Below are 24040 nucleotides of genomic sequence, written 5' to 3'. Positions count from 1 at the left end.
CCGTTATCCGAGGGCAGGCGTCATGACTGTCACGGTGGTGCCGCTACGACTGGCCTCGCGATGCACTTCTGCCCGAATGCTTCGCGCAAGGCCTTCAAGCGGCGGGATCCCAAACACCTTGCGAAGCTACCTTCAGACCTTCGCTAAGCGGTATGCGAAACAGCACCGCGGGTGAATCAATCCAAATCGGATGCGGATGCCGGCGCGCCGTGCTTGGCGAACCATCGAGGACCAGGCTCAACGCGAATAGTGAGGCTCGACCCGATACGGACCACAAGCAGTCGCAATGAGTTTGCTCAATCTTTTCAGGATACCATTCACGCTTCGGCGGAGCGGCACCGTCGTCGACTGAATGGCCAGCATGGTGACCTCAATGGGGCTTGCCCAGCACGAAAGCGAAGGGGACAACAAACAGCTGATCACCGAGGTCGTCGTTGACGTGCAAGATCCAGCCACGCCAATCTTCAAAGCTGCGCGCCATAGCGAGCGATCTCACGACGCAGGCCGCTTGATCACGCGCCTCAGCGAGGTCTTCTATCACGGCGCCACAGCGATCGACCAAAACCTCCTTGCTGTTGGAGCAGTGGAAGTAGACGTGAGTCATGTTCAGCCTCCTTCGAACAACGCCTCGGTTTCGGCATTAGCAGTCGAGCGAGCCATGGCTTTGACCGCATCAGCATACGAAGCTTTCTCCGCTCGCCGCTCGTAGTCGTCGGCAAGGGCTTTGAGCTGATCCGCAATCGCTTGGTCGGTCATGGTTTTGGCCACGCGGAGCAAGCTCTGCGCTGTTTTCACGTATTCCTTGGCTCGTCGTGAGATCTCTAAAGTCATGGCGCCCTCATGCGGTTCTTGGCGCCTGGTCCAAGGTTTGGAACCAGGGCAGCCAGTTGTAGTCACTTACCCGGCGAGCTTTGAAGCGATCGACGCACTTGCTGGAACAAAGGGGGGTTCGCCACGAGTAGTATCGGATGAGGCCAAACCTGCCGTTGCAGATCGCGCATCGCGTGGCTCTGCCATGTCTACGACTTTCGGAGCACTTGAGCATGGTGACCTCCTTTTGGCGCTGTCCTTAGTTCGCACAGGAGGTGAGAGAACGCTCGTTAGGTGCTGTTAGAGAGCGTTAGTCATTGCGAGAAGTCGCAATTCCCGTTGCAATGAACATGGCTTGCGCGTCAACGCTGCGCCGAACGCACAGGCGCGCGAGTAACAAAAGCGCGACAGGCCGCCGTCACTTTGGGAGCATTCTGTCGAGCGCGCCGTCTCAAAGTTCTTCGATGGTGCGGCAGGCGCCTCCATTCCGTCGATCAGACGGAGCACAAGCGCCAGTAGTCCGACCAGCGGCGGCTCAACGAAGTACCACGCGCCGAACTTCAAGAAGCGCAGCTTTGCGTAAGCATCGGACCAGACGCTGCGTCTTCCGGCTGCGCCGGGGCAGGTATGTTGGGCTGAACGTAGATCGCGTCGGCAGTGGTCTCGCGCCCCTGGAAGCCGAGAGCGCCCATGACTGACAAGTTCGGCGGAGGTTTCACCGTCAAGGACGCTGACCAAATGACCGAGGAGGTCGAATGCGCGACTGCGCCCAAACGGGCTTTCTCCGTTGCGGCGCATCACAGACTACCTAAGCGCTTGGTGGACAAAGTACTTTTACACCACCCCCCCAAAAACACGACTTGGGCAAGAACGCGCAAGGGCTCCAAAGCCGGTTCCTTGTCAAGCGATTCACTGCTTCGGCAAATTTGCTCTAGACTTCGTTCGCGTAGAGAAAACGCTAAATCTGGACCTTCCCTTTTTCGAGGGGCAAGTACGCGTGCCAGACGAGCTTATCCAAAAACATCCCATTTCTTTTGGCCCGTTCCGGCTTTTTCCCGAGGCTCGGCTATTGGAGAAGGACGGTGCTCCACTCCATGTCGGGGGCCGCGCGCTCGACATTCTTGTCTACCTTGCACAGCGTCCCGGCGAGGTGGTGGACAAGCGAGAATTGATCAAGCAGGTTTGGGCCGATGTGAATGTTGACGAGGGTAGTCTTCGCTTTCACGTCACCGCTTTGCGCAAGGTGCTCGGTGGCACCGCCGAGGGCGCGCGGTATGTCGTAAACGTTCCCGGGCGCGGCTATTGCTTCACCGCATCCCTTGCCCGTACCGAGCCTTCGCGCGCGCCATCCGTCGGCAACGTGAGCCCCAATCACTCCCTGCCGGCTCCACTGGCCAAGATGATCGGACGGACCGAGGCGATTGAGAAGATTTCGGCTGAGCTTTCGCTTCATCGCTTTGTAAGCATCGTTGGGTCTGGCGGCATCGGCAAGACCTCAGTCGCTGTCGCTGTAGGGCATTGCCAACTCGAAGCTTTCGGAGGGCAGGTTTTCTTTGTCGATTTCGGTGCGCTTGGTGATGCCAAGCTTGTTCCACACACCATCGCGTCAGTGCTCGGACTAAAAGTTCTCTCAGAAGATCCTTTGTCCGGCTTGCTGACATTCTTGCGCGGTCGACGCATCCTTCTGATCTTCGACAGTTGCGAACATATCGTCGATACGCTGACGCCGTTGGTCGAACGCATTGTTGGAGAACTGCCAGACATCCATGTTCTCTCGACAAGTCGGGAGTCTTTTCGCGCCGAAAGCGAACGGGTGTTTCGGCTTTTTCCGCTGGATTATCCACCGCAGTGCGACGGGCTGAGCATTGCTGATATTCTTACCTATCCCGCGGCTCAGCTTTTCGTCGAACGGGTCACCGCAAATCTTGGAGAGTTCCAGCTTGGCGAAGAAGAGGCTCCCCTGGTCGCGGAGATCTGTCAGCGCCTGGATGGCATCGCACTTGCGATTGAACTTGCCGCCGGACGGGTCCACGCCTACGGCATCGCTGGCACCGCATCGCTCCTCAACAGCCGCTTTTCGCTGTTGTGGCGCGGGCGACGTACGGCAATTCCAAGGCATCAGACCCTTAGCGCCGCGCTCGGCTGGAGCTACGACCTTCTGCCTCCCGTCGAGAGCACCACTTTGCGCAGGTTGTCGGTGTTCGTCGGGCCGTTCACGCTGGAAGCAGCGCTCAGGGTTGCTTCCTATCAGGGAGTTAGCGAACCCGAGGCGGCCGAGGCCATCGCAAACCTGCTGTCAAAATCGCTCATCGCGACGCCTTCGGAGCGGCCACTGAGATATCGCCTGCTCGATACGACCCGCACCTTTCTCGGAGAGAAGCTGGCGGAAAGCGGTGAAACAGACCGAGCCGCCCGCGCCCATGCGGAATATTTTCGCGATTTTCTTAAGGAGATCTCTGTCAAATTTACTGGCTTGCAAAGCGACAGTGGCTTCCTCCCCTACGTAGATCACCTGCCCAATGTGCGGGCCGCACTGGAGTGGAGTTTCTCCAATCACGGCGATCAAACGATCGGCGTAGACCTCGCCGCGTCGGCAGCGCCATTCTTTCTCGAGCTTTCGCTGCTGACGGAGTGTCACCACTGGACGCAGCGAGCCATCACGTCGCTTGATGCAACATCGATCGGCGGCCGGCTGGAGATGGAGTTGCAGGCTGCGCTTGGCGTCTCCGTGATGTTTGCGCAGGGCAACGTGGAGGCGGTCCGATCTACCTTTGCGCGCAGCCTGCTCCTTGCCGAACAGCTCAACGACTTGCATTGGCAATTCTGGTTGCTCCGGGCATTTTACATCTATGACATCCGCATTGCAGACTTTAAAGGCGCGTTACGCACCGCCGAGCGGGGAGAAATCGTTGCAAAGGCGCTGGCCGATCCTGCAAGCAGGCTATATGCCGAATGGATGCTCGGCGGGGTGCATCACCTGATCGGCAATCAGGGCAAGTCCGTTCATCTTTGCGAAAGCGCCATGGTGCAGAATCCAGGCTCTGAGCTACCCAGTATTCTTCACCTTGGATTTGACGATCGCCTCCTCGGCATCATTGGATTTTCGCGGGCTCTCTGGCTCACTGGCCGGCCGGACTGTGCCGTCGATGCGGCAAGATATACCATCAGCGAAGCGGAGCGTCTTCGCACGCCACTGAGCCTCAGTCTCGCGATGCTCTGGACAATCCCTGTCTTTCTCTGGATTGGTGACTGGGTTGACGCCGAAAATATGATCGAAAGGTTCATCGACCACACGGCGAGGCACTTCCTACGCCCTCATCATGCCGTCGGCGTTGGCCTGAAGGGAGTGTTGTTGATGAGCCGCGGGGACCTCGCTGGCGGTATGGACCATCTTGACCGCTGTCAAGCCACGTTATCCGCAACTCGCTATCGGCCGATGATGACAGTGTTCGCAACAGCACAGGCTGAAGCCCGAGCGCAGTTGATGCAGCTTGACGAGGCGCTGCGTCTGATCGACGAAGCCATCGCTCAGATCGACGAATCTTTCGACATGCCGGAAATGTTGCGGATCAAGGGACACATTCTGGCTTCTTCTGGCCGCGCTGCGGAGGCCGAAATCTGTCTCCAGCAGTCGCTAGATCTATCGCGCAAGCAGTGCGCTCTCGGCTGGGAGTTGCGCGCTGCGATCACGCTTGGACGCCTTTGGCAGGAGGCCGGTCTCCGAGAAGACGCGCGCGCTCTGATCGAGCCGCTCTACGGAAGGTACGAAGAAGGCCTCGACAGCATCGACCTCGTCGCTGCAAGGTGTCTCCTCAACGCCCTGAATTGACAGCATCTTCAATATCATGCCGCCGAGAGACCGTCTCGCAACGACTAACAACTCCTAACAAGCCAAGCCATGAATATACCGTCATGGTGGAGGGACCTCATGACGACCGGATGAAGCATGGCACTCCTTGATGAAGCGATTGAAGCCAGCGGAGGCTTGGCGCTCTGGAATAGGTTGACGCGATTCACGCTCCAGCTTTCGGTCGACGGAGCGCTCCTGACCCAGGTCAGTGAGGCTGCTCGATTCAAGGACATTGTCGCGGAAGGGTGCTTCCGGAGGCGGATCGTGCGATTAACCGGGTTTGCCGATGCCGGCAGAAGCGGTGTGTATCGGCCGGACTACGTCGCCATTGAAAATTCCGAGGGCGAAGTTCTGCGGTCCTGGAACAACCCGCACCAGGCATTTCAGCAGGAGGCCGAGGAAACATTCCATGAAGAGCCGTATCTCGTCTTCCTTTGTGGCTTTTCCATCTGGGACTATTTGACCACGCCATTCCTCCTGGCGCATCCTGGTGTCCAGATCGAGGAATTGCCGCCTTGGCATGAACATGATCAGCCGTGGCGCCGACTTCAGGCCGTGTTTCCGCCGGACCTTGTGGCGCATTCTCCTGCACGGACCTTCTATTTCGACGCGGCGGGCCTACTGCGCCGGACGGACCATCATCTCTTCGGCATGAAGGTCGCGAACTATTCGTCGGCGCATCAATCGTTTTGCGGCATCGTGATTCCAACTCTTCGTCGGTCGTTGACCCGCGAGGCCGACGGCACCGTAATGGCAAAGCCATCGCTCCTCGACGTGGAGATCTTCGACGCTGCGTTCGAGTAGCGCACGCGTTCCCGCTCGGGACTGGATTCCCATCGATCATCGCTCGCAACGTCTAACAACGCCTAACGGGCTAACAGGCCGGCTCGGGTGCAGAGTATGGCTGCACACCTCGATTCCACAGGGGACCGAAAGGGTCGGCTCAAGGAGCGTCCGCTATGATCCAACAACTAAATTCCATCGAAGCAGAGTCGCCACTTCCGGCCAATGTCCAGGAGTTGCGCCCCTCCACCGATCGCGCCAGCGTCATCGAGCCCACACCAGTTTCGGCCAGCCCGATCGCGTGGCGGTCGCGGCTGCGGCGCTGGGCGGCGATAGGTGCAGCCGTGGCGCTGTTGGCCGGGACCGGCTGGTACGGCTGGAATTATTGGACCGTCGGCCGGTTTCTCGTCTCTACCGACGATGCGTACGTGAAGGCCGACAACACCACTATAGCGCCGAAAGTGTCGGGCTACCTGACTGACGTCTTGGTTGCCGACAACGAACACGTGACGGCAGGACACGTGCTGGCGCGGATCGACGATCGGGATTTTAGGGTTGCGCTCGACCAGGCCAAGGCAGATGTTGCCGCGGCGCAGGCCGTCATTGAGGGCAAGCAGGCGCAGCTAGACGTGCAGCAGGCTGTGATCGAGGCGGCGAAGGCGACGATCGATGTGGACACCGCGACCAAGACCTTCGCGAGCCAGGAGAACAAGCGTTACACTGACCTCGCGGCTACCGGCTACGGCAGCGTGCAAAACGCGCAGGCCGCGCAATCGCGCAACGCCGGCGCGGAAAGGATCATCCAGCGGGACCACGCCAACCTCGTTTCCGCTCTGAAGCGGGTCGACCTGCTCAAAGCCGAGCTTGCGCAGGCCATCGCTGCCTCCGCGCACGCCGCCGACTTGCAGCGGCAGGCTGAACTCAATCTCGGCTACACGACAATCACCGCTCCGATCGACGGTGTGGTCGGCGACCGCACCCTCCGGACCGGCCAGTTCGTCCAGGCCGGCACACAATTGATGTCACTCGTACCGGCGACCGGCGCCTACATTATCGCCAACTACAAAGAAACCCAACTCACCAACGTGCACGCGGGCCAATCGGTCAACGTCGCCGTCGACATGTTCCCCGGCCAAATCGTGCATGGCCGCGTCGATAGCCTTGCGCCGGCGAGCGGTCAGGAGTTCGCACTACTGCCGCCGGACAATGCCACCGGCAACTTCACCAAAGTGGTTCAGCGCATCCCGGTTAAGATCGTGCTTGATGGGGGCGCGCCGATCGAGCTCCGCCCCGGCATGTCGGCCATCCCGACCATAGAGACGCAGCCCCACTCGCCAGCCCTCGGAAAGGCGTCCCGAAACTCTGAGATCGCCGACGTCACTCGTCGCAGGTGATATCATGTCCACCCTCGCCCCTTCAGTTTCGACACCTGTGTCCCAGGCCGCGCCGGAAGCAGCCCGGCAAGACCTCGATAGCGCCAGCCCGATCGTGTGGATCTCGCTGCTCGCCGCGATGATCGGCGCCTTCATGGCGATCCTGAATATCCAGATCACCAACGCTTCTCTGCTCAACATCGAAGGCGGCATCGGTACTGGCGTTGACAACGGCTCCTGGATATCGACCTCCTATCTGATCGGCGAGATCGTCGTGATCCCGCTCACCGACTATCTCAGCCGGGTATTCTCCTTTCGCAACATCATCCTCGCACACGCCACGTTGTTCGGGGCATTTTCGGTTGCCTGCGCTTTCGCCCATGACCTGCCAACGATGATCGCGATGCGCGCCCTCCAGGGCTATTTCGGTGGCGTCCTGATCCCGATGGCGTTCACGCTGGTCTTCACCAAACTGCCGAAGGGCCAGCAGCCGATCGGGCTTGCGATGTTCTCGCTCGCGGTGACCTTTGCGCCCGCAATCGGTCCTACCATCGGCGGCTATCTCACCGAGAACTATGGCTGGCAGACCATTTTCTTCGTCAACGTCATTCCGACAGCGGTGATGGTAACAACGCTCTATTTCACGTTGGAGCGGCAGCCGATCCAGCTCAGCCTCCTGAAAGAAGGCGACTGGTTCGGCATCGCCACCATGGCAATCGGGCTCTCGGCGCTGCAGACCGTGCTGGAGGAAGGTAACAAGGATGATTGGTTCGGCTCGCCCTTCATTGTAAAGCTCGCCATCATCTCCGCGATCAGCCTATCGCTTTTTATCGCCAACGAGCTGATCGTGGAAAAGCCGCTGCTGCGCTTGCGGCTGTTAACCAACCGAAATTTCGGGTTGGGAACGATCGCCGCGGTCTTCCTTGGCTTCGGGCTGTTCGGCTCGATCTATTTGCTGCCCGCCTATCTCGGCCAGGTCCAACACTACAACGCAGAGCAGATCGGGAACGTGCTCGCCTGGACCGGCCTGCCGCAACTGATCCTGATCCCGCTCGTGCCAAAGCTGATGCAGCGGATCGATGCGCGCTATCTCGCCGCATTCGGCCTGCTGCTGTTCGCCTACAGCTCCTTCATGAACACCACGATGTCGCCGGACTATTCCGGCGACCAGTTCTGGATTCCCAATATCGTGCGCGCCATCGGCCAGGCGCTGACGTTGGCTCCCCTGAGTAACGTCTCGCTCGGCAGCATTGCGCCGCAGGACGCCGCGGCGGCCTCCGGTATCTCCAACATGATGCGCAACCTCGGCGGCGCGATCGGCACCGCGGTGCTGGCGACCATCGTTACCAAGCGCGAGCAGTTTCATTCCAACATCATCGGCCAATCGGTTGATCTCGGCCGCGAAGAAGTGCGCAGCCGGATCGCAGGACTGACCAACTACTTCCTGAACCACGGCGTGGCTGATACCGCCGCCGCGCACCAGCAGGCCATCATCGCGCTGGGCAAAGTCGTGAAACAGCAGGCGCTGGTGCAGGGCTTTAGCGACACCTTTATGGTGCTCGGCGTGGTTCTCGTTCTGGCCGGTCTCGCTATTCTGGCCACAAGCAAGTCGAAGGCTGCGACAAATGGTGCCGCCGGCCACTAGCCATTCTGAACATGGAGAGATGATGGCTGCTTAGAGCTGCTCCTTTTGCAAACGCGCGGCCAAGAATTCAACAAACAGCTGAGTCTTGGCCGGCAGTACCTTGGTCGCGGGCCAAACCGCATGAATTGGCACGGGCGGCGGCTCGAAGCGCGTGAGCAACAGCTCGACATCGCCGCGGTCAACTAGCGACCGGACTTGCCAAAGTGGCCCGACGGCAATGCCGAGACCCTGCACGGCGGCTGCATTCGCGGTGGCTGCTCCGCTGGTTCGAACCCGCCCCGCAACCTTGATGGCCTTCATCCGTCCCTTCGCTGGGAACGGCCAGTCATTGCCGAATCGGGTTGTGGTGCGGACGATGCACTGGTGACGCTTGAGGTCGTCGGGACTTCGCGGCCGGCCGAACTTGGCGAGGTAGCTTGGGGCGGCAAAGACAACACGCCGCGAACTTGCCAGCCGCCTTGCCTTCAGGCCTGAGTCCGGCAGGTCGCCGATTCTGATCGCGAGGTCTATTCCTTCGCCGACAAGATCGACAAAGCCATCCGACAGTTCGAGCTCGACTTCGACTCCGGGATACCTTGCAAGAAACTCCGGCAGCACCGGAACAATGTGAAGCGGCACGAAGCTCGTCGAGCCGGAAATGCGCAAGAGCCCGGTGGCTTCGGCCCGGCGGTTGGAAGTCTCAAGCTTGGCGGCTTCGATCTCGGAAAGCGCCGCGTTCAGCCTTCGATAGAACGCAAGCCCGGCGTCAGTCGGATTCGAACGGCGCGTCGTGCGGCGGATGAGCTCGACACCGACCTCCTGCTCCAAAGCAGCCAGGGAGCGGCTCACCGATTGCAGCGAACGCCCGAGATGACGAGCAGCCGCGGTGAGGCTCTGCTTTTCGACAATCGCTGTAAGCGCTTGATAGTCTTCCAGCCGGTTCATCGATATTCTCCCGTTCAGCGGAAGACTATATCGCGTTTGCCGCGCATTCTCACGCGGTGATCTGTCTCCTATCTGGACGATGGGAGCCGTTTAACCGCAGCCCACAACAGCTAACGTCTCCTAACATTGCCTAACTGGGAGTTGTCCAGCTTGTGCGCGAATGTCATCCGCGACGGGTCTCGGCCCGGTCACCACCGTCGCATCCGTCCCAATTGAACGCCTTCGGAGCGTCAAGCTGAAAGAAACATGCCATGAGCACCATCGTGAAGGCTGCCGCCGTGCAGATCAGCCCCGTGCTGTACAGCCGCCAGGGGACCGTCGAGAAGGTCGTGAAGAAGATCCACGCGTTGGGCCAGAAGGGCGTGCAGTTCGCCACCTTCCCCGAGACCGTGGTGCCGTACTACCCGTACTTTTCGGCCGTCCAGACCCCGATGACCCAACTGTTCGGTGATGAGTATCTGAGGCTGCTTGATCAGGCCGTGACGGTGCCGTCCGTGGCTACCGACGCAGTTGGCGAGGCTGCTCGGAAGGCCGGCATGGTGGTCTCGATCGGCGTCAACGAGCGTGACGGCGGCACCATCTACAACACACAGTTGCTCTTCGATGCCGATGGCACCTTGATCCAGCGTCGCCGCAAGATCACGCCCACCCATTTCGAGCGCATGATCTGGGGCCAGGGTGACGGGTCGGGTCTGCGCGCCGTCGACAGCAAGGTCGGCCGCATTGGCCAACTCGCATGCTTTGAGCACAACAACCCCCTGGCGCGCTACGCGCTGATGGCCGACGGCGAACAGATCCATTCGGCCATGTACCCGGGCTCCGCCTTCGGCGACGGATTTGCCATGAGGATGGAAATCAACATCCGTCAGCATGCCCTTGAGTCCGGCGCCTTCGTCGTCAACGCGACCGCCTGGCTTGACGCCGATCAGCAAGCGCAGATCATGAAGGACACGGGCTGCCAGATCGGCCCGATCTCCGGCGGTTGCTTCACCGCCATCGTGGCACCCGACGGTACGCTGGTGGGCGAACCGCTCCGGTCCGGCGAAGGTGAAGTCATTGCCGACCTCGATTTCAAGCTGATCTATAAGCGCAAGCAGCAAATGGACTCGCGCGGCCACTACGCCCGTCCGGAACTGCTCAGCCTGTTGATCGACCGGACACCGACGGCGCACGTCCACGATCGCGCAGCGCATCCGGTCACCGTTGCTGGGCGCATCAGCGAACTTCTGTAGTCACACTTGCCTATCTAAGGGAGATACACATGAGCGTTTCCAACGACAGCCCCATCCTTGTCACTGGCGCAGCCGGCGAAATCGGCTCTATCGGCCGTCATCTCACGGCAATGCTGATCGCCAAGGGCCACAAAGTGCGCGCCATGGTCCGTCGCGAAGACGAGCGCGCAGCGGCCTTGCGTCAGCTCGGCGCCGAAACCGTCATCGGCGACCTCACCGATCTGCAATCGGTACATCGCGCCATCGAAGGCTGCAGGCGCATTTACTTCAGTATGTCGGTGTCGGCCGCCTATCTGGAAGCAACGGTGAACTTCGCTGCAGTCGCGCGTCATCACGGCGTCGAAGCCATCGTGAACATGTCGCAGATGACCGTGACGGGGATGAGCATCACCGAGACCACTGACAGTCCGCAGCACAAGCTGCACTGGCTCGCGGAGCAGGCGTTGACGTGGTCGGGCCTGCCCGTCGTAACGGTGCGGCCCACCGCATTCATGGAGAGCTTCTTCCTGCGCCTCGCGGTCAACGGCGTACGCGAAGCCGACGAGCTGGTGCTGCCGCTGGGCAATGCCAAGTCCTCGCCGATCGCGGCAGTCGACGTGGCACGCGTCGTGGCCGCAATTTTAGACAATCCTGCGCCACACATCGGCCAGATCTACAACCTGACAGGCCCGGAGTCTGCCGATCTGGATCACTATGCGCGCGCCTTCTCCGAAGCGCTCGGCCGTACCATTCGTTACCGCAATGTGCCGATCTCGGCATGGTCGGAAAAGCTTCGTGAACTGGGCGTAACGGAGCACCTGATCAAGCACCTTGCGGTGTTGGCTGAGCTTCACCGACAGGGGCGCTTCGACCGCATGACCGATGACGTGCTTAAGGTCACCGGCCAGAAGCCAATGAGCATGCGCGAATTCGTAAAGGAGCATGCCGCCGAGCTCACGCGGAGCTGAAACTGCGATTTGATGATGCATTGACGAGTATGCCCCGCCGAATCATCTTGTTAACTCAGACCGGAGTTGAGCGATAATGATTGTCGTTACAATCCGGCTGCCTTGCAGGCGATGCTCTCCCAACGGGTTCACCCGGTCGCCTGAGCGACACACAGAGGGGAGATAACATGAAATTCGTTTCTGCCGCCGCATTGGCACTCATTGGCTGCCTTGTCGGCTTTAATTCCGCAAACGCACAAGGAGCTGCTATGAAAACCACGCCGACGACCAAGATTCTCGCCATCGGGACCATCAATCCCGGTTTTGAACAAGCGCAAGTGTTTGCTGTCCTACCGGAGGAAGTTCGGGAAACTGTCGACCTCTATCTCGATGGCAAGATCGAGCAGTGGTACTCGCTGCAGGGAAAGCGGGGCGTGGCGTTCATCATCAACGTCACCGATCCGGCCGTCGCTCACGAAATGCTCGAAAATCTGCCATTGGGAAAAGCACATATGATGAGCTTCGAACTGATCCCCATTGGCCCGCTCAACCCGCTTCGCCTTTTGCAGGGAATGCAGCAGAAACCTTGAGTTCCGAGACGCGAGGCGCATCAGCGATGATCCAGCCGGTCGAGAGCCTCGAGATCACCATCCTGGTGGACAACGGCACCGACAGCTTGTCGACCAATCCTGGGTTTGTTGAAACCGAGATGGCCGGCGCATGGCGGCGGGGGATGAAATGGCTCAGCGGACGGTGCCTTTGCTGCGCCGCCCATGGCCTGTCCTGCCTGATCACCACCCGGACCCCGTCGTTACAACACACGCTTCTGTTCGACACGGGTCCGGACGAAACCATCTTCGAGCGCAACGTTATCAGGCTCGGCGTCGATATGGGCGGCGTCGACGCGATGATGCTCTCGCATGGCCACTGGGACCACGCGGGAGCGATGCCGCGCGCAGTGCAGATGATGACCCTGGCGAACGGGGGCCGGCGCGTGCCGACCTACATGCACCCCGACATGTTCGCCTCCCGTGCAATGAAGGCCCAGGATGGCCGTCTGATGCCCATGGAGGACATTCCCAGCCAGCATGTCCTGGCGGCGAATGGGGCTGATCTCATCATCACCCGTGACGAGCAATCGGTCCTATCGAACACCGTCTTCATCAGCGGCGAGATCCCGCGGGTGACGTCCTTCGAAAAGGGCATGCCCGGCCAGCACAGGCTGGACGCCGCCGGCGAGTGGACCCCCGATGAGCTCTTGGTGGATGAGCGGTTCGTCGCCGTCCATTTGGCGAACAAGGGCCTGTTCGTCTTCACGGCCTGTTCGCACGCCGGCCTGATCAATGTTCTCACGCACGCTGCGGAGCGATTTCCCGGCATCCCCCTCTTTGGCGTCTTGGGCGGTTTCCACCTGGCTGGCCCGACCGAGGCGATCATTCCGGAGACCGTCGACGCGCTAGAGGCCTTCGACCTCCAACTGATCGCCCCGGCGCACTGCACCGGCTGGCGGGCGTTGGGACAATTGGCCCAGCGGTTCGGGGCTCGCGTCGTCCCGTCGGCGGTCGGAAAGCGCTTTGTGCCGTAGGAACACGTGGAAGGCGTAGTCGCCCACTCCCGGCCGTTGCCGCTCTGCCTGCCGCGTCCTTCAACAGCAACCCGCGACGAATTCCACCGCCGTGTGGGAAAGATCGCGTGTCCCGACGCCGGGGAAGCCGGCATAGGTGATGCCCGTGCCGGCAGGAGGAGGCGGAGGCCATCACGAGTGCAGCCCGCGATGGGGCACCCGCTCGATCGAGGAGATCTCGGGCGCGGAAATGCGAACGTGCGATATCGATCGCCGGATCGATGTCGATGCATCGCGCGTCCCAATCGAGCGCGATCGAAACTCCGCTCTTGCCCCCAAGGCGCAGCGTCGCCTCACCGCGTTCGATGGCGACCTTGTCCATCTCGCGGATGGTCCCCCGGATGACAGCGAAGGCGTCGTGCCCGACCTTTCCATCTGGTCGCAGATAATAGGGGCGGATCAGGTAGCGCGGACGATCTCGCGGTCTACGAATTCATCGATCTCGATCGTGCGCGTGGACTCAAGCGCGATGTGCTCAAGCTCCTCCTTCGTTACCTCGCCACCAGCAATCCGTCGAACCCCGAGGCCCATCGCCCCAGCTCTGGCCTCGGCTGCACCAACCGCTCGTACTCGAACGAGGTCTCTCCCGACCTCAGCACCTTCCGAACCGTGTTCCGTGACATCCTCAGGTCACGAGCAATTCCCTTGATCGTCTTGCCCTTGCCCATGATGAAGGCCGATTACGACGTAGCAAGTCTCCCGCCAACCGATGGTTTCGAGCCCGAGCGAAGTCAACGACCTGCCGATGGTGCTGGCGAAGCCGGCGATCAGCGTGTTGCCGGTGATCGATGGCCGGGCCCATGACGAGATGAAGATCGCGGGCGTGAAAGCGGTAGGTGATCTTCCCACTGGGCTTGTTCAGTGCGGAGGCATCCTTCCGGACCGTCCCGTCGCCAGAAAGCGCCCATTCATTCAGGCCAAAGCGCCAGTCCTATCCCCGCGTCGTACGCAGCTTCTCCATGTCCTGTAGCGCCCGTGGATGAATGACCAGACACTGGCCATCATGTGACATCTAAAGTCACGCCGCCTTCTGCAACCGCTTCCCTGCCGCAAGTGCCTTCGTCAGCACGTCGCTTGCGGAAGTCTCCTCGCAGCCGGTGAGACAGCCAATCGCGAAAGCCTTTTTTGCCGCTTTGCCAGCGCAGGCGAACTCCCGTGCCTGCTCTAGATGCACGCGCATGTCGTTGAGTGTGCCGAGCTCGCTCTGAAGTTCTCTCAGGGCGCGCTCGAGCTTACGACCGGCTTTGCGGCCATCGCAACGGAGCGCCGCGAAGAATTCACGACCATATCGTACCTTTTTCACCGCGATCCGAAATTTGTGACGCTTGCGCCAATCGAGCCGCTCAAGCTTGAGCCCCTGCTTGCTAATCTTGCGGATGCGGCGGGCGAGCTCGTCCTGCGCGAACGCACGCGCCGGGCGCGTCCTCAGCGCTTGCGTCAACGCATCGGTCTCGTTGCGCCAGTCGCCATCAAGCAGCCACAACGCGCAATCTAGCAATACGCTACGGAAACGCTCGCTTCCAGCCGCCGCTCTTGCAGTCGCAAAACCAGCGTTGCGTGTTCTCTCGAGATCGTGCTCCAGGATCTCGAACTCTTGCCGGTCCGGATGCTTGGCACGATACGGCGTTAGCGTCTCACTGACGAATACATCGAAGTCGCGCGCAGGACCGAGCTGTTCGGTAAGCCATTTCAGCTCTCGTTTCAGTCCCTTCACATTGCGGTCATGCAGCATATCGTTGAACAGCGATAGCGCTGCGCGCATCCGTCTCAAGCCCACCCGCATCTGGTGGATGCCTTCAGGATCACCGTTCCGCACCGCGCCCTCGTTGCCCGCGATCTGGCGGAGGCAGGCGAAGCCGACCGTGGCAAAGGCATCTGCAACCGTGACCTCTCGCGCCATCATGACCGGCTCAGCAAAGACGGGAGCATCCAGCGCGCCGTCGAGCAACGCATAGCCCAGCTCCGCCTTGGAGCGAACGGACAACGTGATGGGGGCGATGCGCACGAGCTTTTTCGCAAGCCGCGCGACTTCGCTGCGATCACCATGTTTCAATTCGATCTCGATCTCGGCGAGGTCGAGCTTCGCACCCGCCGTGGCCACGCAGCCTTGATCGAAGGCTAACTCGATATCACTGTCGCCAATATGCAAGGGAATGACGACGCGCTCCACGCGCGTCTCGAACATGGGTTTCAGCTGTTTCGTCAGCCTGGCCGTCAGGAGCGGCGCGAGCGCGGTGTCGCGGGCCAACTCCAGTTTGGGCTCGTCGCGGTCAATCTCCGTTTCCCATTCCTCGCGGGTGACCAGCGCGCTGGAGTTGGCTTTAATGGTCTGCAGCCGCTGTGCACCGGCCTTACGTACCCGCAGGCTGATGCCATGTTTGCGGAGCACGAAATCATCGGTATCAAAATACACCGAGGTGAGCTCTTGCTTGCGGCTGACATCGTTGGCCTGCTTCTTCAGCCACGACAGCGCCATCGCCTGCTGCAGACCGCGTTTCGACGTGGCGAGCTTGAGTTCAATCTCCGCGACCACGGTTCCTTCTCCACGATGTGTCCCAACTTAAACGGTCATAATCTCTCAGCTGGACCCGTCAACCGCCAAAGGCGGCCTCCGGGCTAGTGAATTTTGATTTCCTCCAGTGGAAGTCGCAGCTCTGCGGCGCGCTCCTCTCGGTCCCTCTTACGGAACTCATTTTCTGGACGCTCGAAATCGAGCAATTCCTTTCGAGCCTCCTCTAAAAGGCGGTGACGCAGTACGCGGGTCGTTTGCGTGCGTTCAGTCATTGCTTACCCCGTCCAATAGTGCGCCAGCGTATTGCAAAACTGGAACTGCAGAAAGGTTCGTTGGCGTAAGATTACGTATTTATGACGGCACCACCAGTCGAATGGCGCGCCTTTGATTTGCCCTAGTGGCGCGTCGGTTGACCTGGGCGAGTGACCTAAGCATCGTTTGGTTTCCAAAAATGGGTCTGTCCGCAGCGCGGACATGTGAGAGGGATTGCAATATCGGGCAAGGTTTCAAAAACGACAGTCTCAGTGGCCAATCCGGTCGGTACAGCCTGGCCTGTGATGGATCAAAATATCTGGCATCAACGCGGAGCCGGAATTGACCAAGATCAAGGGCAAAAATCCGTGACTGCGGCACGCTCGCGGTGGACATCTATGTGGGCTGGATTTTCTTGCTCAGCGGCTTCGTGGGGCTTGTCACGATGTTCTTCGCGCCGACCGTGCCGGCGTTCTTATGGGCCTTGCTGACCGCGGCGCTTTCCCTGTTCTGCGGTATCTTGCTGCTCTGGCATCCGGTTGAAGGCGCGATCTCGCTGACGCTGGTGCTGATCGCCTTCTTCGTCGCTGAAGGCGTGTTTCAGATCGCAGCCGCGATCAGGTACCGCGATGCATTTCCCGGGTCCTGGGGATGGATGGTGATGAGCGGTCTTTCGGATCTGCTTTTGGCCGGACTGATCATCAGCGGCTGGCCCGGCTCCGCCGCGTGGGCGCTCGGCCTCATCGTCGGCATCAATCTCATCACCTCGGGCATCGCGGTCACGATGGTTGCGATCGGTTGCCGTTTTCGAAACCGAAGCGTCGGCATTCGAAGGCCTGAGTGCCTTGCGGGAGCTGCACGAGGAGGGGCTCACTCTCTACGCCTCGGCAGTGGTGGTGAAGGAAGGCAGGCAAGAACGAGGTCAAGCAGGCCGCCGACCAGGGCGCGGTGGGTACGGCTGTCGGCCTGGTCACGGGCAGCTTGATCGGGCTCCTCGCCGGGCCGGCGGGGCTGGCATCGGGGCTTCGCTGGGCGGCCTCAGCGGACTCGTTTTCGATTTGGACAGCAGCGGCGTCAACGTGGCTTTTCTGGACGACGTCTCGAAAGAGCTTTCGCCGGGGGAAGGCGGCTGTGCTGGCAGAGATCGAGGAAACATGGATGACGCCGGTGGACGCACGGCTGCACAAGTTGGGCGCAACGGTCTTCCGGCGCCTGCGCTCGGAGGTCGTCGAAGATCAGCTAGTGCGGGAAAGTGCCGCCTTCGAGGCGGAGTTGAAGGCGCTGCAGGACGACCTCAAACACACCGCCGCCGAGAATCGGGCCGCGGTGCAAAAGGATATCGAACAGGTCAAGATGCAGATCAAGACGGTGCAAGAGCAGGCTAAGAAACGGCTTGATCACGCCAAGGCTGAAACGGATGCGAGAGAGCAGTCGCTAACGGACCAGGCGAAGCAAGCAAGCGATCGGGCCAAGCGCCGTATCGACAAGCGCATCACCGAGGTGAAGGCCGATTTCGATCTCCGTGCCAAGAAGCTCAACCAGGCTTGGGCGTTGACGAAGGAGGCGCTTGCCGCCTAGGCGAGTAGGTGCTGCTCAGGGGCGCTCGGCAAGGCCGAGCGTCCTTCGCGGCCTCTGGCCGCCTCATTTTTTAATACGATCCGGCCGATCGCTTCGCCTGCTGTGAATAAGCGTCCAACATTGACCCCTCTGCTGTCGGACAGGTAGTCGAACTTGATCATTCCGAGCTCGATCATCTCGTCCTTCTGCTAGTCTAGGCCGGTCGTCTCTACATCGAGCAGGATGGCTGTCTTGGTGCTTTCCCAACTAAAGGGTCCGTTCCGATACAAAATCGTGGTAAGTCCCTGCAAAGATTGGTGGGCGCACCATGGCTCGAACCTGGGACCCGCTGATTAAGAGACAGCCACGGGTTAAGAACGATCAAACACTGAACCTTTCCGGTGCCCCAGACCTCCTATATGGCTGGGGCGTCGCAAGACGGGAGTAAGTAATGACGGACCGCACTCAGTCAGCCCTACTACCGCGCGACCGCCGGCTAGAGGTGGCGAAAAAGGAACTGGTTGATTTCGAGAGGCGCGAAAATGAGTTCCGCAAGAAGGATCGCGAGGAGCGAGCCGCAGAGCTGCGGCTTCCCCTTAAGGAGATCAAAATCCAGTAACGCAAGGTCGCCCAAGTTGGCGATCTGGTATCGCTTGCAGGTCCTTCGCTGACCTTGAGTCTTTTAGCCAACGAGGCTCACCCCCGAGAGACAATAGGAATGCTAGGTCGCCAGCCAGAAGGGATTAGAACCACCCTAGATGGCTTCGTCCAGATGCATACGCTCCGCGAGCTTTGCAGCGGCTTCCTTCCGCTCGCTGTATCGGTCCGTCAGGTACGAGGAAGCGCCGCGCGTCAGAAGCGTAAACTTCACCAGTTCTTCCGTTACATCGACGATCCGGTCGTAATATGCCGACGGTTTCATCCGGCCGTCCTCGTCAAACTGCTCATAGGCTTTTGCGACCGACGACTGGTTTGGGATCGTGATCATGCGCATCCAGCGTCCCAGAACACGAAGCTGGTTCACCGCATTGAACGACTGCGAACCACCACTGACCTGCATCACCGCCAGCGTCTTTCCCTGCGTGGGACGAATGGCGCCGAGCGACAGGGGAATCCAATCGATTTGCGCCTTCATTATGCCAGTCATCGCCCCGTGACGTTCCGGGCTGCACCACACCTGACCTTCCGACCAGGCGGAGAGTTCGCGCAGTTCCTTGACTTTCGGGTGATCGATCGGCTGGTCGTCGGGAAGCGGCAAGCCCGACGGATTGAAGATGCGAGTTTCGGCTCCGAAGGCCTCCAGCAGACGAGCGGCCTCCTCGGTGGCAAACCGGCTGAACGAGCGCTCGCGTAGCGACCCATACAGCAGCAGGATGCGGGGGCGATGCTCAATCACCGATGGCCGCAACAATGCCGCCGGTTCCGGAATGTGGAAGGTGGTCGGATCGACGTTCGGAAGTTCATCCGCCATCGACAGCGCCGGCGTCTTATTTTGCACGGGATTTCCTTTTGTGAGGGGTCCCCAGGCTTTCGAGCAGCGGGGCGCACAGTTGCGGACTGCCGCTACAGCAATCCTGAACCATGAACATCATCAGGTCCTGGAACGTCTTCAGATTGGCGCGATAGATGATCGAGCGGCTGTGGCGCTCGCCAACGATCAGGTCGGCCCGCGAGAGGATGGAGAGGTGCGCTGACATCGTGTTCTGCGGGACCCCGACCGAGCGGGCCAATTCCCCGGCAGGAACACCTTCGGGCTCGCTTTTCACCAAAAGCCGAAAGGTTTCGAGGCGGGTAATTTGTGCCAATGCGCCCAAAGCGAGGATTGCGCTTTCTTGTTCCATACATCCGGATATATGGATGCAAGATCCTCTGTCAACCGGTAGACTAGGCCGTCTCAGCTGCAGCTTCCGCATTCGCCTTTGCTGGAAGCAAATCAGGGCGACCAGCGCCGCCAGACTCAGGAGCGCCGACTTGGCAACGACGCCCCGGCCGAGCGGCTCGATCCTGGGTCGGCTCTGCCCCCGTCCTAACCTCCGAACTCGGAATTCCAGTAGCTTTCGATCTGTCTGACGAGAGAAGGCGGAAGCGGAACGTAGCCTAGCTCCGCCGCTTGCGGCTGTCCGTTTTCCAAAGACCACATGAAGAAGTCTCTTGCGCGTTTCGCCCGCCCAAAATCTTTTGGTTGCTTGTACATGATGATGAACGCAGTCGCGGTGATGGGGTAAGCGTTTTCCCCTGGAGCATCGGTCATGACAAGGAAGAAATCCTTTGCTCCCGCCCAGTTCGCGTTCTCGGCCGCGGCCTGGAACGCCTCTGCGCCGGGTTGAACGAACCGTCCCGCCCTGTTCTGCACCAATCCGTAGGCCAGCTTGTTCTTGATGGCGTAGGCATACTCCACGTAGCCGATGGAGTTCTTTGCCAGCGCAACAAATGCGGCAACTCCTTCATTGCCTTTTCCGCCCGCGCCGATCGGCCATTCGATGGACGTGCCTTCACCTACCTGTTGCTTCCATTCAGGACTGACCTTCGAAAGGTAATTTGCCCAGTTGAATGTGGTCCCTGACCCGTCCAAGCGGTGTATGACCGAAATGGGGGCTGCGGGCAGATTGACGTCTGGATTGAGTGCGCGGATCGCCGGATCATTCCAGTTCTTGATTTTACCGAGAAAGATGTCCGCGAGGATCGGGCCTGTGAAGCGAATGCCGCCCGGGCCGACACCGTCAATGTTGACGACGGGCGCCACGCCGCCGATCACGAGCGGAAACTGACCGAGGCCTCTTTTTTCCAGCTCTTCAGTCCGCAACGGCATGTCCGAAGCGCCAAAGTCGACGGCTGCCGCCTTGATCTGAGTAATGCCCGCTCCGGATCCAATCGATTCATAGCGGATCTTGTCGCCGGTCTTGGCTTCGTACGCCGCGGCCCATTTTTCGAGAATGGGGAACACGAAAGTCGATCCGGCCCCAGCGCTCTCGGCAGCTTGGGCAGCTCCGATCGACAAGGACAGCGATGTGAGAAGGACACCCAATAAGCGCTTGATCATTCGAGTCTCCCCGACTATATGTCCATTTGTCCCGACATATATAGATCGCGTATTAGACTAGAGGCAACGATTTTTCTTCGTATCGCGTACTGCCTCGCTTAATATGTCGAAAAATACCGACACAAAAGTGTTGAGAAGGTCATGGATCAGGCGAGCTTCACCGAGACGGCGATCGAGGGATTCGCGTCCCTTGGACAGCCCACACGGTTGGAGGCATTGCGGCGGCTGCTGTCAGTCTATCCGGACAGCCTTCTTGCGGGAGAGATCGCGCGTCACTGCAATGTGCCGCACAACACGATGTCGAACCACTTGACCGTACTCGCCCGCGCCGGCCTGGTCGTCGCGGAGAAAAACGGCCGAACAGTCAGCTACCGCGCCGACGTCGCCGGTTTTCGCGGATTAATCGACTTTCTCGCTCACGATTGCTGCGGTGGAAAACCCGAGCTCTGCGCTCATCTTCCAGTGGTGCCTGCCGCGCCAGCCCCCGAGCCCTCGCCCGATATTGTGGCGCCTGCATTCAACGTCCTGTTCTTGTGCACGCAGAATTCTGCCCGCTCGATTATGGCCGAAGCGCTCCTCCAGAAGATCGGGGGCGGACGATTTCACGCCTATTCCGCCGGATCCCACCCTGCCGAGTCTCCGCTTCCAGATGTGATCGATCGCCTGAAGCACTTGGGACACGACGTCACCCATTTGCGCTGCAAGTCGTGGAACGAGTTCACCAGTCCCGAGGCGCCGCGCATGGATTTCGTGATTGCACTTTGCGACACGCCGCAGGGACAGTTTTGTCCGGATCTCGGGACAAAATTCGTGAGCGGCGCGTGGCCGGTGCCAGATCCCACCCAGTTCACCGGGTCAGCCTCCGAACGGACGACATTGCTGAACGAGCTCTACGCGATGATACGGCGGCGGCTCGAAATCTTCATCAGCCTCCCATTCGCATCGCTTGACCGCATCGTGTTGAAGGCGCGTCTGGACGAGATCGGCGACACCAACCGCGTTTCGCCATGAACGTCCCGGTGGTGAATATGTGAATATGCAGACTGATCGCGCTTTTGTTGACCGCTGAACGACATTCAATAACTCTAGAAAGCTTGGGTGATGCTTCATGATCGACCGCATCTACAACGTCCTCTTCCTCTGCACCGGCAACACCGCCCGGTCAGTCATCGCCGAGTCCATCCTGCGCAAGGATGGCGACGGGCGCTTCCGATCCTTTTCGGCCGGCAGCCAACCCAAGGGCCGGATCAATCCCTTCGCCCTCAAGGTGCTGGAGAAGTTCGGTTATCCGACTGACGGGATGCGCTCGAAGAGCTGGACGGAATTTGTGGCGCCCGACGCGCCAATGATGGATTTCATATTCACTGTCTGCGACAGCGCCGCCGGCGAAAGCTGCCCGATATGGCCCGGCCAGCCGACGACCGAACATTGGGGCATCGAGGATCCGGCTGCCGTCGAAGGCACCGACCTTGAAAAGGAGGCGGCCTTCGAATTCGCGTTCCGATATCTAAAGCACCGAATTGGCGAATTCACGAATCTGCCGCTGCACGGCATCGACAAGCTCTCGCTAGGTACCAGGTTGCGCGAAATCGGCCGCCTCGACGGCGCGACCCACTCGCAACCAAAGGCCAGCTGATGGATACGTTTGATCTCCCGCGGCGCTTGGCGGCGGAAGCGCTCGGCACCGGAATTCTGGTCGCCACCGTGGTCGGATCCGGCATCATGGCCGAGACGCTGACCAAGGACGTCGCCCTGGCGCTGCTGTGCAACACGTTGCCGACCGGAGCCATTCTCGTCGTGCTGATCACGGTGTTGGGGCCTATCTCCGGCGCGCATTTCAATCCCGCAGTCACGCTGGTCTTCACCGGCAAACGCGAGCTGACGCCGCAGGAGGCCGTGCTTTACGTGATCGCCCAGATCGCCGGCGGTATCGCCGGCACCATGGCCGCGCATCTCATGTTCGCGCTGCCTGTCATCGACTTCTCGATGAAGACCCGTACCGGCGGCGCCCAATGGTTCGCCGAGTTCGTCGCAGCCTTCGGCCTGGTCGCGACCATCCTGGCCGGAATCCGCTTCCAGCGCACGGCGGTGCCGTGGCTCGTCGGCCTCTACATCACGGCGGCTTACTGGTTCACCGCCTCGACCTCGTTCGCGAATCCGGCGGTCGCAATCGCGCGTTCGCTGACGAACACGTTCGCGGGAATCCGTCCCATGGACCTGCCAGGCTTCATCGTCGCCGAACTCTGCGGCGCCTTCGTAGGCATGCTGTTGATGAATTGGCTGCTCGGAAGACCCGAAGTGAGGGGCCCTGTCAAAATCGCGGAGACATCTCGATGAGCGTCACGATCTATCACAATCCAGACTGCGGCACCTCCCGCAACACGCTCGCCATGATCCGCCAGAGCGGCGTCGAACCGACCATCATCGAATATCTGAAGACGCCTCCCTCGCGGGAAAGACTCAAGGAGTTGGTAGCTGCCATGGACATCCCCGTCCGCGCCCTGCTACGCGAGAAGGGTACCCCCCACAAGAAACTTGCCCTCGACGATCCCAAGTGGACTGACGAACAGCTCTTCGACCAGATGCTGGCTCATCCGATCCTGATCAACCGGCCCATCGTCGTCACGCCGAAGGGCGTCAGACTCTGCCGCCCCTCGGAAGCGGTGCTCGACCTCCTGCCCAATCCCCACATCGGACGCTTCGTCAAGGAAGACGGTGAGGTCATTGAGAGCTGATCTAAGGGCGCGCGCTCATAAATCGAACTCGATCGGTACATTTTGATCGATGTCCGCTATGCCCCGATAGCGACCGAATTCCGCATCGCAGCTGGGTACGAAGGACGGCAACGCCATGACCGTGACAGTTATGTGAAGCTATTTACTAGTCCCGAATGCCCTTTACAGAGGGTTGGATCGTGAGGCGATAGGCGACTAACGCGCTTCCGTCGAACTTTTCCAAGACCTCGCCGCAGGCCGGACAACGGTATTCGCCCTTGGTGCCTAGTTGTGACGTAAGTTCAAGCCGCCGAAAGCCAGCTCCGCACTCCGGACACGTCGCGTCGCCCTTTTTCATAAAACCCCCGTAAAATCCCAGTGCGACACTCATAGCACTGGTTAGGGCGCTTTAGTGGCTACCTGCCAAATAGCAATATTATTGAGACCCATAGAACCGCAACGCCAATCGCGGGCACGACGATCCACAGGCCTCATTTCTCATGCCCTAGCATATGACGGGAACTCAGACCGCTTCGATAGCTATACGTAGGGATGTTTCGGGGCCCTAAAGCGTCCGGTGCGATCATTCGCGACTGAGGTGAACTAGCAGCAAATTTGGCCATATCCACTATGCTCCCGAAAGCGGAATTCGGAAGATCGGCGGCCCCGCGGAGCGCCATAGGGCCGTAGATGTGATTAAAGCTCCGAGGCTGGAATCATGCGCTATGAACTCGGCGACTACGAATTGACCGCCCTCAAACCGATGAACAAGCAACGTGGCGTCGGCATGCAAATGAT

Annotated in this window: 23 protein-coding genes and 2 pseudogenes; 15 read left to right on the top strand and 10 right to left on the bottom strand. The window is 60.0% G+C overall.

Annotated features, from left to right (window positions below):
• Positions 1–370: 370 nt before the first annotated feature.
• On the bottom strand, positions 371–604 hold the full coding sequence (locus GWG65_RS17400; protein ID WP_275196778.1) for a hypothetical protein: 234 nt from the start codon (positions 602–604) through the stop codon (positions 371–373).
• A 2-nt stretch (positions 605–606) separates the two neighbouring features.
• The gene (locus GWG65_RS17395) at positions 607–831 is read right to left on the bottom strand and encodes a hypothetical protein (RefSeq protein WP_275196777.1); all 225 of its coding nucleotides are present in this window, start codon (positions 829–831) and stop codon (positions 607–609) included.
• A 976-nt stretch (positions 832–1807) separates the two neighbouring features.
• On the opposite strand from GWG65_RS17395, the gene GWG65_RS17390 reads away from it, so the two are divergent.
• The 4 genes from GWG65_RS17390 (at position 1808) to GWG65_RS17375 (ending at position 8461) form a co-directional block, all read left to right on the top strand.
• Positions 1808–4639 (top strand): winged helix-turn-helix domain-containing protein, encoded by a 2832-nt coding sequence (locus GWG65_RS17390; RefSeq protein WP_275196902.1) that lies wholly within the window; start codon positions 1808–1810, stop codon positions 4637–4639.
• A 285-nt stretch (positions 4640–4924) separates the two neighbouring features.
• Complete coding sequence (locus tag GWG65_RS17385; RefSeq protein WP_275196776.1) at positions 4925–5464, top strand: hypothetical protein; 540 nt, start codon at positions 4925–4927, stop codon at positions 5462–5464.
• A 155-nt stretch (positions 5465–5619) separates the two neighbouring features.
• Entirely contained in the window at positions 5620–6837 is a 1218-nt protein-coding gene (locus GWG65_RS17380) for an HlyD family secretion protein (RefSeq protein WP_275196775.1), read from the top strand.
• A gap of 4 nt (positions 6838–6841) precedes the next feature.
• A complete protein-coding gene (locus GWG65_RS17375; RefSeq protein ID WP_275196774.1) occupies positions 6842–8461 on the top strand; it encodes a DHA2 family efflux MFS transporter permease subunit in 1620 nt (539 codons plus the stop codon).
• A 30-nt stretch (positions 8462–8491) separates the two neighbouring features.
• Here the strand turns inward: GWG65_RS17375 and GWG65_RS17370 are convergent, their stop codons facing one another.
• Entirely contained in the window at positions 8492–9385 is an 894-nt protein-coding gene (locus tag GWG65_RS17370; RefSeq protein WP_275196773.1) for a LysR family transcriptional regulator, read from the bottom strand.
• Between the two features lie 251 nt (positions 9386–9636).
• Between GWG65_RS17370 and GWG65_RS17365 the strand changes: the two genes are divergently transcribed.
• The 4 genes from GWG65_RS17365 to GWG65_RS17350 all read left to right on the top strand — a co-directional run bounded on the left by GWG65_RS17365 (position 9637) and on the right by GWG65_RS17350 (position 13128).
• The gene (locus GWG65_RS17365; RefSeq protein ID WP_275196772.1) at positions 9637–10617 is read left to right on the top strand and encodes a carbon-nitrogen hydrolase family protein; all 981 of its coding nucleotides are present in this window, start codon (positions 9637–9639) and stop codon (positions 10615–10617) included.
• A 29-nt stretch (positions 10618–10646) separates the two neighbouring features.
• Positions 10647–11564, top strand: coding sequence for an NAD(P)H-binding protein (locus GWG65_RS17360; RefSeq protein ID WP_275196771.1), 918 nt, complete (start codon positions 10647–10649; stop codon positions 11562–11564).
• Positions 11565–11731: 167 nt separating this feature from the next.
• On the top strand, positions 11732–12133 hold the full coding sequence (locus GWG65_RS17355) for a hypothetical protein (RefSeq protein WP_275196770.1): 402 nt from the start codon (positions 11732–11734) through the stop codon (positions 12131–12133).
• 26 nt (positions 12134–12159) lie between these two features.
• Positions 12160–13128, top strand: coding sequence for an MBL fold metallo-hydrolase (locus GWG65_RS17350; protein ID WP_275196769.1), 969 nt, complete (start codon positions 12160–12162; stop codon positions 13126–13128).
• A 343-nt stretch (positions 13129–13471) separates the two neighbouring features.
• On the opposite strand, the pseudogene GWG65_RS17345 reads toward GWG65_RS17350, so the two are convergent.
• The 3 genes and pseudogenes from GWG65_RS17345 to GWG65_RS17335 form a co-directional block, all read right to left on the bottom strand.
• Positions 13472–13665, bottom strand: a pseudogene (locus GWG65_RS17345) (Ku protein); the annotation flags it as partial.
• Positions 13666–13960: 295 nt separating this feature from the next.
• A pseudogene (locus GWG65_RS17340) lies at positions 13961–14086 on the bottom strand (hypothetical protein); the annotation flags it as partial.
• A gap of 99 nt (positions 14087–14185) precedes the next feature.
• Positions 14186–15700, bottom strand: coding sequence for a CYTH and CHAD domain-containing protein (locus GWG65_RS17335; protein WP_275196768.1), 1515 nt, complete (start codon positions 15698–15700; stop codon positions 14186–14188).
• Between the two features lie 619 nt (positions 15701–16319).
• On the opposite strand from GWG65_RS17335, the gene GWG65_RS17330 reads away from it, so the two are divergent.
• Entirely contained in the window at positions 16320–16916 is a 597-nt protein-coding gene (locus GWG65_RS17330; RefSeq protein WP_275196767.1) for a DUF308 domain-containing protein, read from the top strand.
• Between the two features lie 146 nt (positions 16917–17062).
• On the top strand, positions 17063–17509 hold the full coding sequence (locus tag GWG65_RS17325; RefSeq protein WP_275196766.1) for a hypothetical protein: 447 nt from the start codon (positions 17063–17065) through the stop codon (positions 17507–17509).
• On the opposite strand, the gene GWG65_RS17320 is transcribed toward GWG65_RS17325, so the two are convergent.
• Positions 17506–17685, bottom strand: a complete 180-nt coding sequence (locus GWG65_RS17320) for a hypothetical protein (protein ID WP_275196765.1) — start codon at positions 17683–17685, stop codon at positions 17506–17508. The genes GWG65_RS17325 and GWG65_RS17320 overlap by 4 nt on opposite strands.
• A 254-nt stretch (positions 17686–17939) precedes the next feature.
• Here GWG65_RS17320 and GWG65_RS17315 point away from each other — a divergent pair, with 254 nt between their 5' ends.
• The gene (locus GWG65_RS17315; RefSeq protein ID WP_275196764.1) at positions 17940–18107 is read left to right on the top strand and encodes a hypothetical protein; all 168 of its coding nucleotides are present in this window, start codon (positions 17940–17942) and stop codon (positions 18105–18107) included.
• Between the two features lie 135 nt (positions 18108–18242).
• On the opposite strand, the gene arsH is transcribed toward GWG65_RS17315, so the two are convergent.
• The 3 genes from arsH to pstS form a co-directional block, all read right to left on the bottom strand.
• Positions 18243–18959 carry an arsenical resistance protein ArsH gene (gene arsH, locus GWG65_RS17310; protein WP_275196901.1) on the bottom strand — a complete coding sequence of 239 codons (717 nt, stop codon included), beginning with the start codon at positions 18957–18959 and terminating at the stop codon, positions 18243–18245.
• Positions 18960–18975: 16 nt separating this feature from the next.
• Entirely contained in the window at positions 18976–19329 is a 354-nt protein-coding gene (locus GWG65_RS17305) for a metalloregulator ArsR/SmtB family transcription factor (RefSeq protein ID WP_275196763.1), read from the bottom strand.
• Between the two features lie 185 nt (positions 19330–19514).
• Complete coding sequence (pstS, locus tag GWG65_RS17300; protein WP_275196762.1) at positions 19515–20528, bottom strand: phosphate ABC transporter substrate-binding protein PstS; 1014 nt, start codon at positions 20526–20528, stop codon at positions 19515–19517.
• 141 nt (positions 20529–20669) lie between these two features.
• On the opposite strand from pstS, the gene GWG65_RS17295 reads away from it, so the two are divergent.
• From GWG65_RS17295 to arsC, 4 genes are all read left to right on the top strand, one after another.
• Positions 20670–21539: a helix-turn-helix domain-containing protein gene (locus GWG65_RS17295; RefSeq protein WP_275196761.1), complete on the top strand. Its 870-nt coding sequence runs from the start codon at positions 20670–20672 to the stop codon at positions 21537–21539.
• Positions 21540–21636: 97 nt separating this feature from the next.
• A complete protein-coding gene (locus GWG65_RS17290) occupies positions 21637–22164 on the top strand; it encodes an arsenate reductase ArsC (RefSeq protein ID WP_275196760.1) in 528 nt (175 codons plus the stop codon).
• Entirely contained in the window at positions 22164–22865 is a 702-nt protein-coding gene (locus tag GWG65_RS17285) for an MIP/aquaporin family protein (protein WP_275196759.1), read from the top strand. Before GWG65_RS17290 ends, GWG65_RS17285 begins: the two co-directional genes overlap by 1 nt.
• On the top strand, positions 22862–23263 hold the full coding sequence (gene arsC, locus GWG65_RS17280) for an arsenate reductase (glutaredoxin) (protein WP_275196758.1): 402 nt from the start codon (positions 22862–22864) through the stop codon (positions 23261–23263). Before GWG65_RS17285 ends, arsC begins: the two co-directional genes overlap by 4 nt.
• The last annotated feature ends 777 nt before the right edge of the window (positions 23264–24040 follow it).

The organism is Bradyrhizobium sp. CSA207 (genome assembly GCF_029051685.1).
In the GTDB taxonomy this organism is placed as follows: domain Bacteria; phylum Pseudomonadota; class Alphaproteobacteria; order Rhizobiales; family Xanthobacteraceae; genus Bradyrhizobium.
The sequence above is the reverse complement of the archived record's forward strand: the minus strand, read 5'-3'. Positions and strand labels throughout refer to the sequence as shown.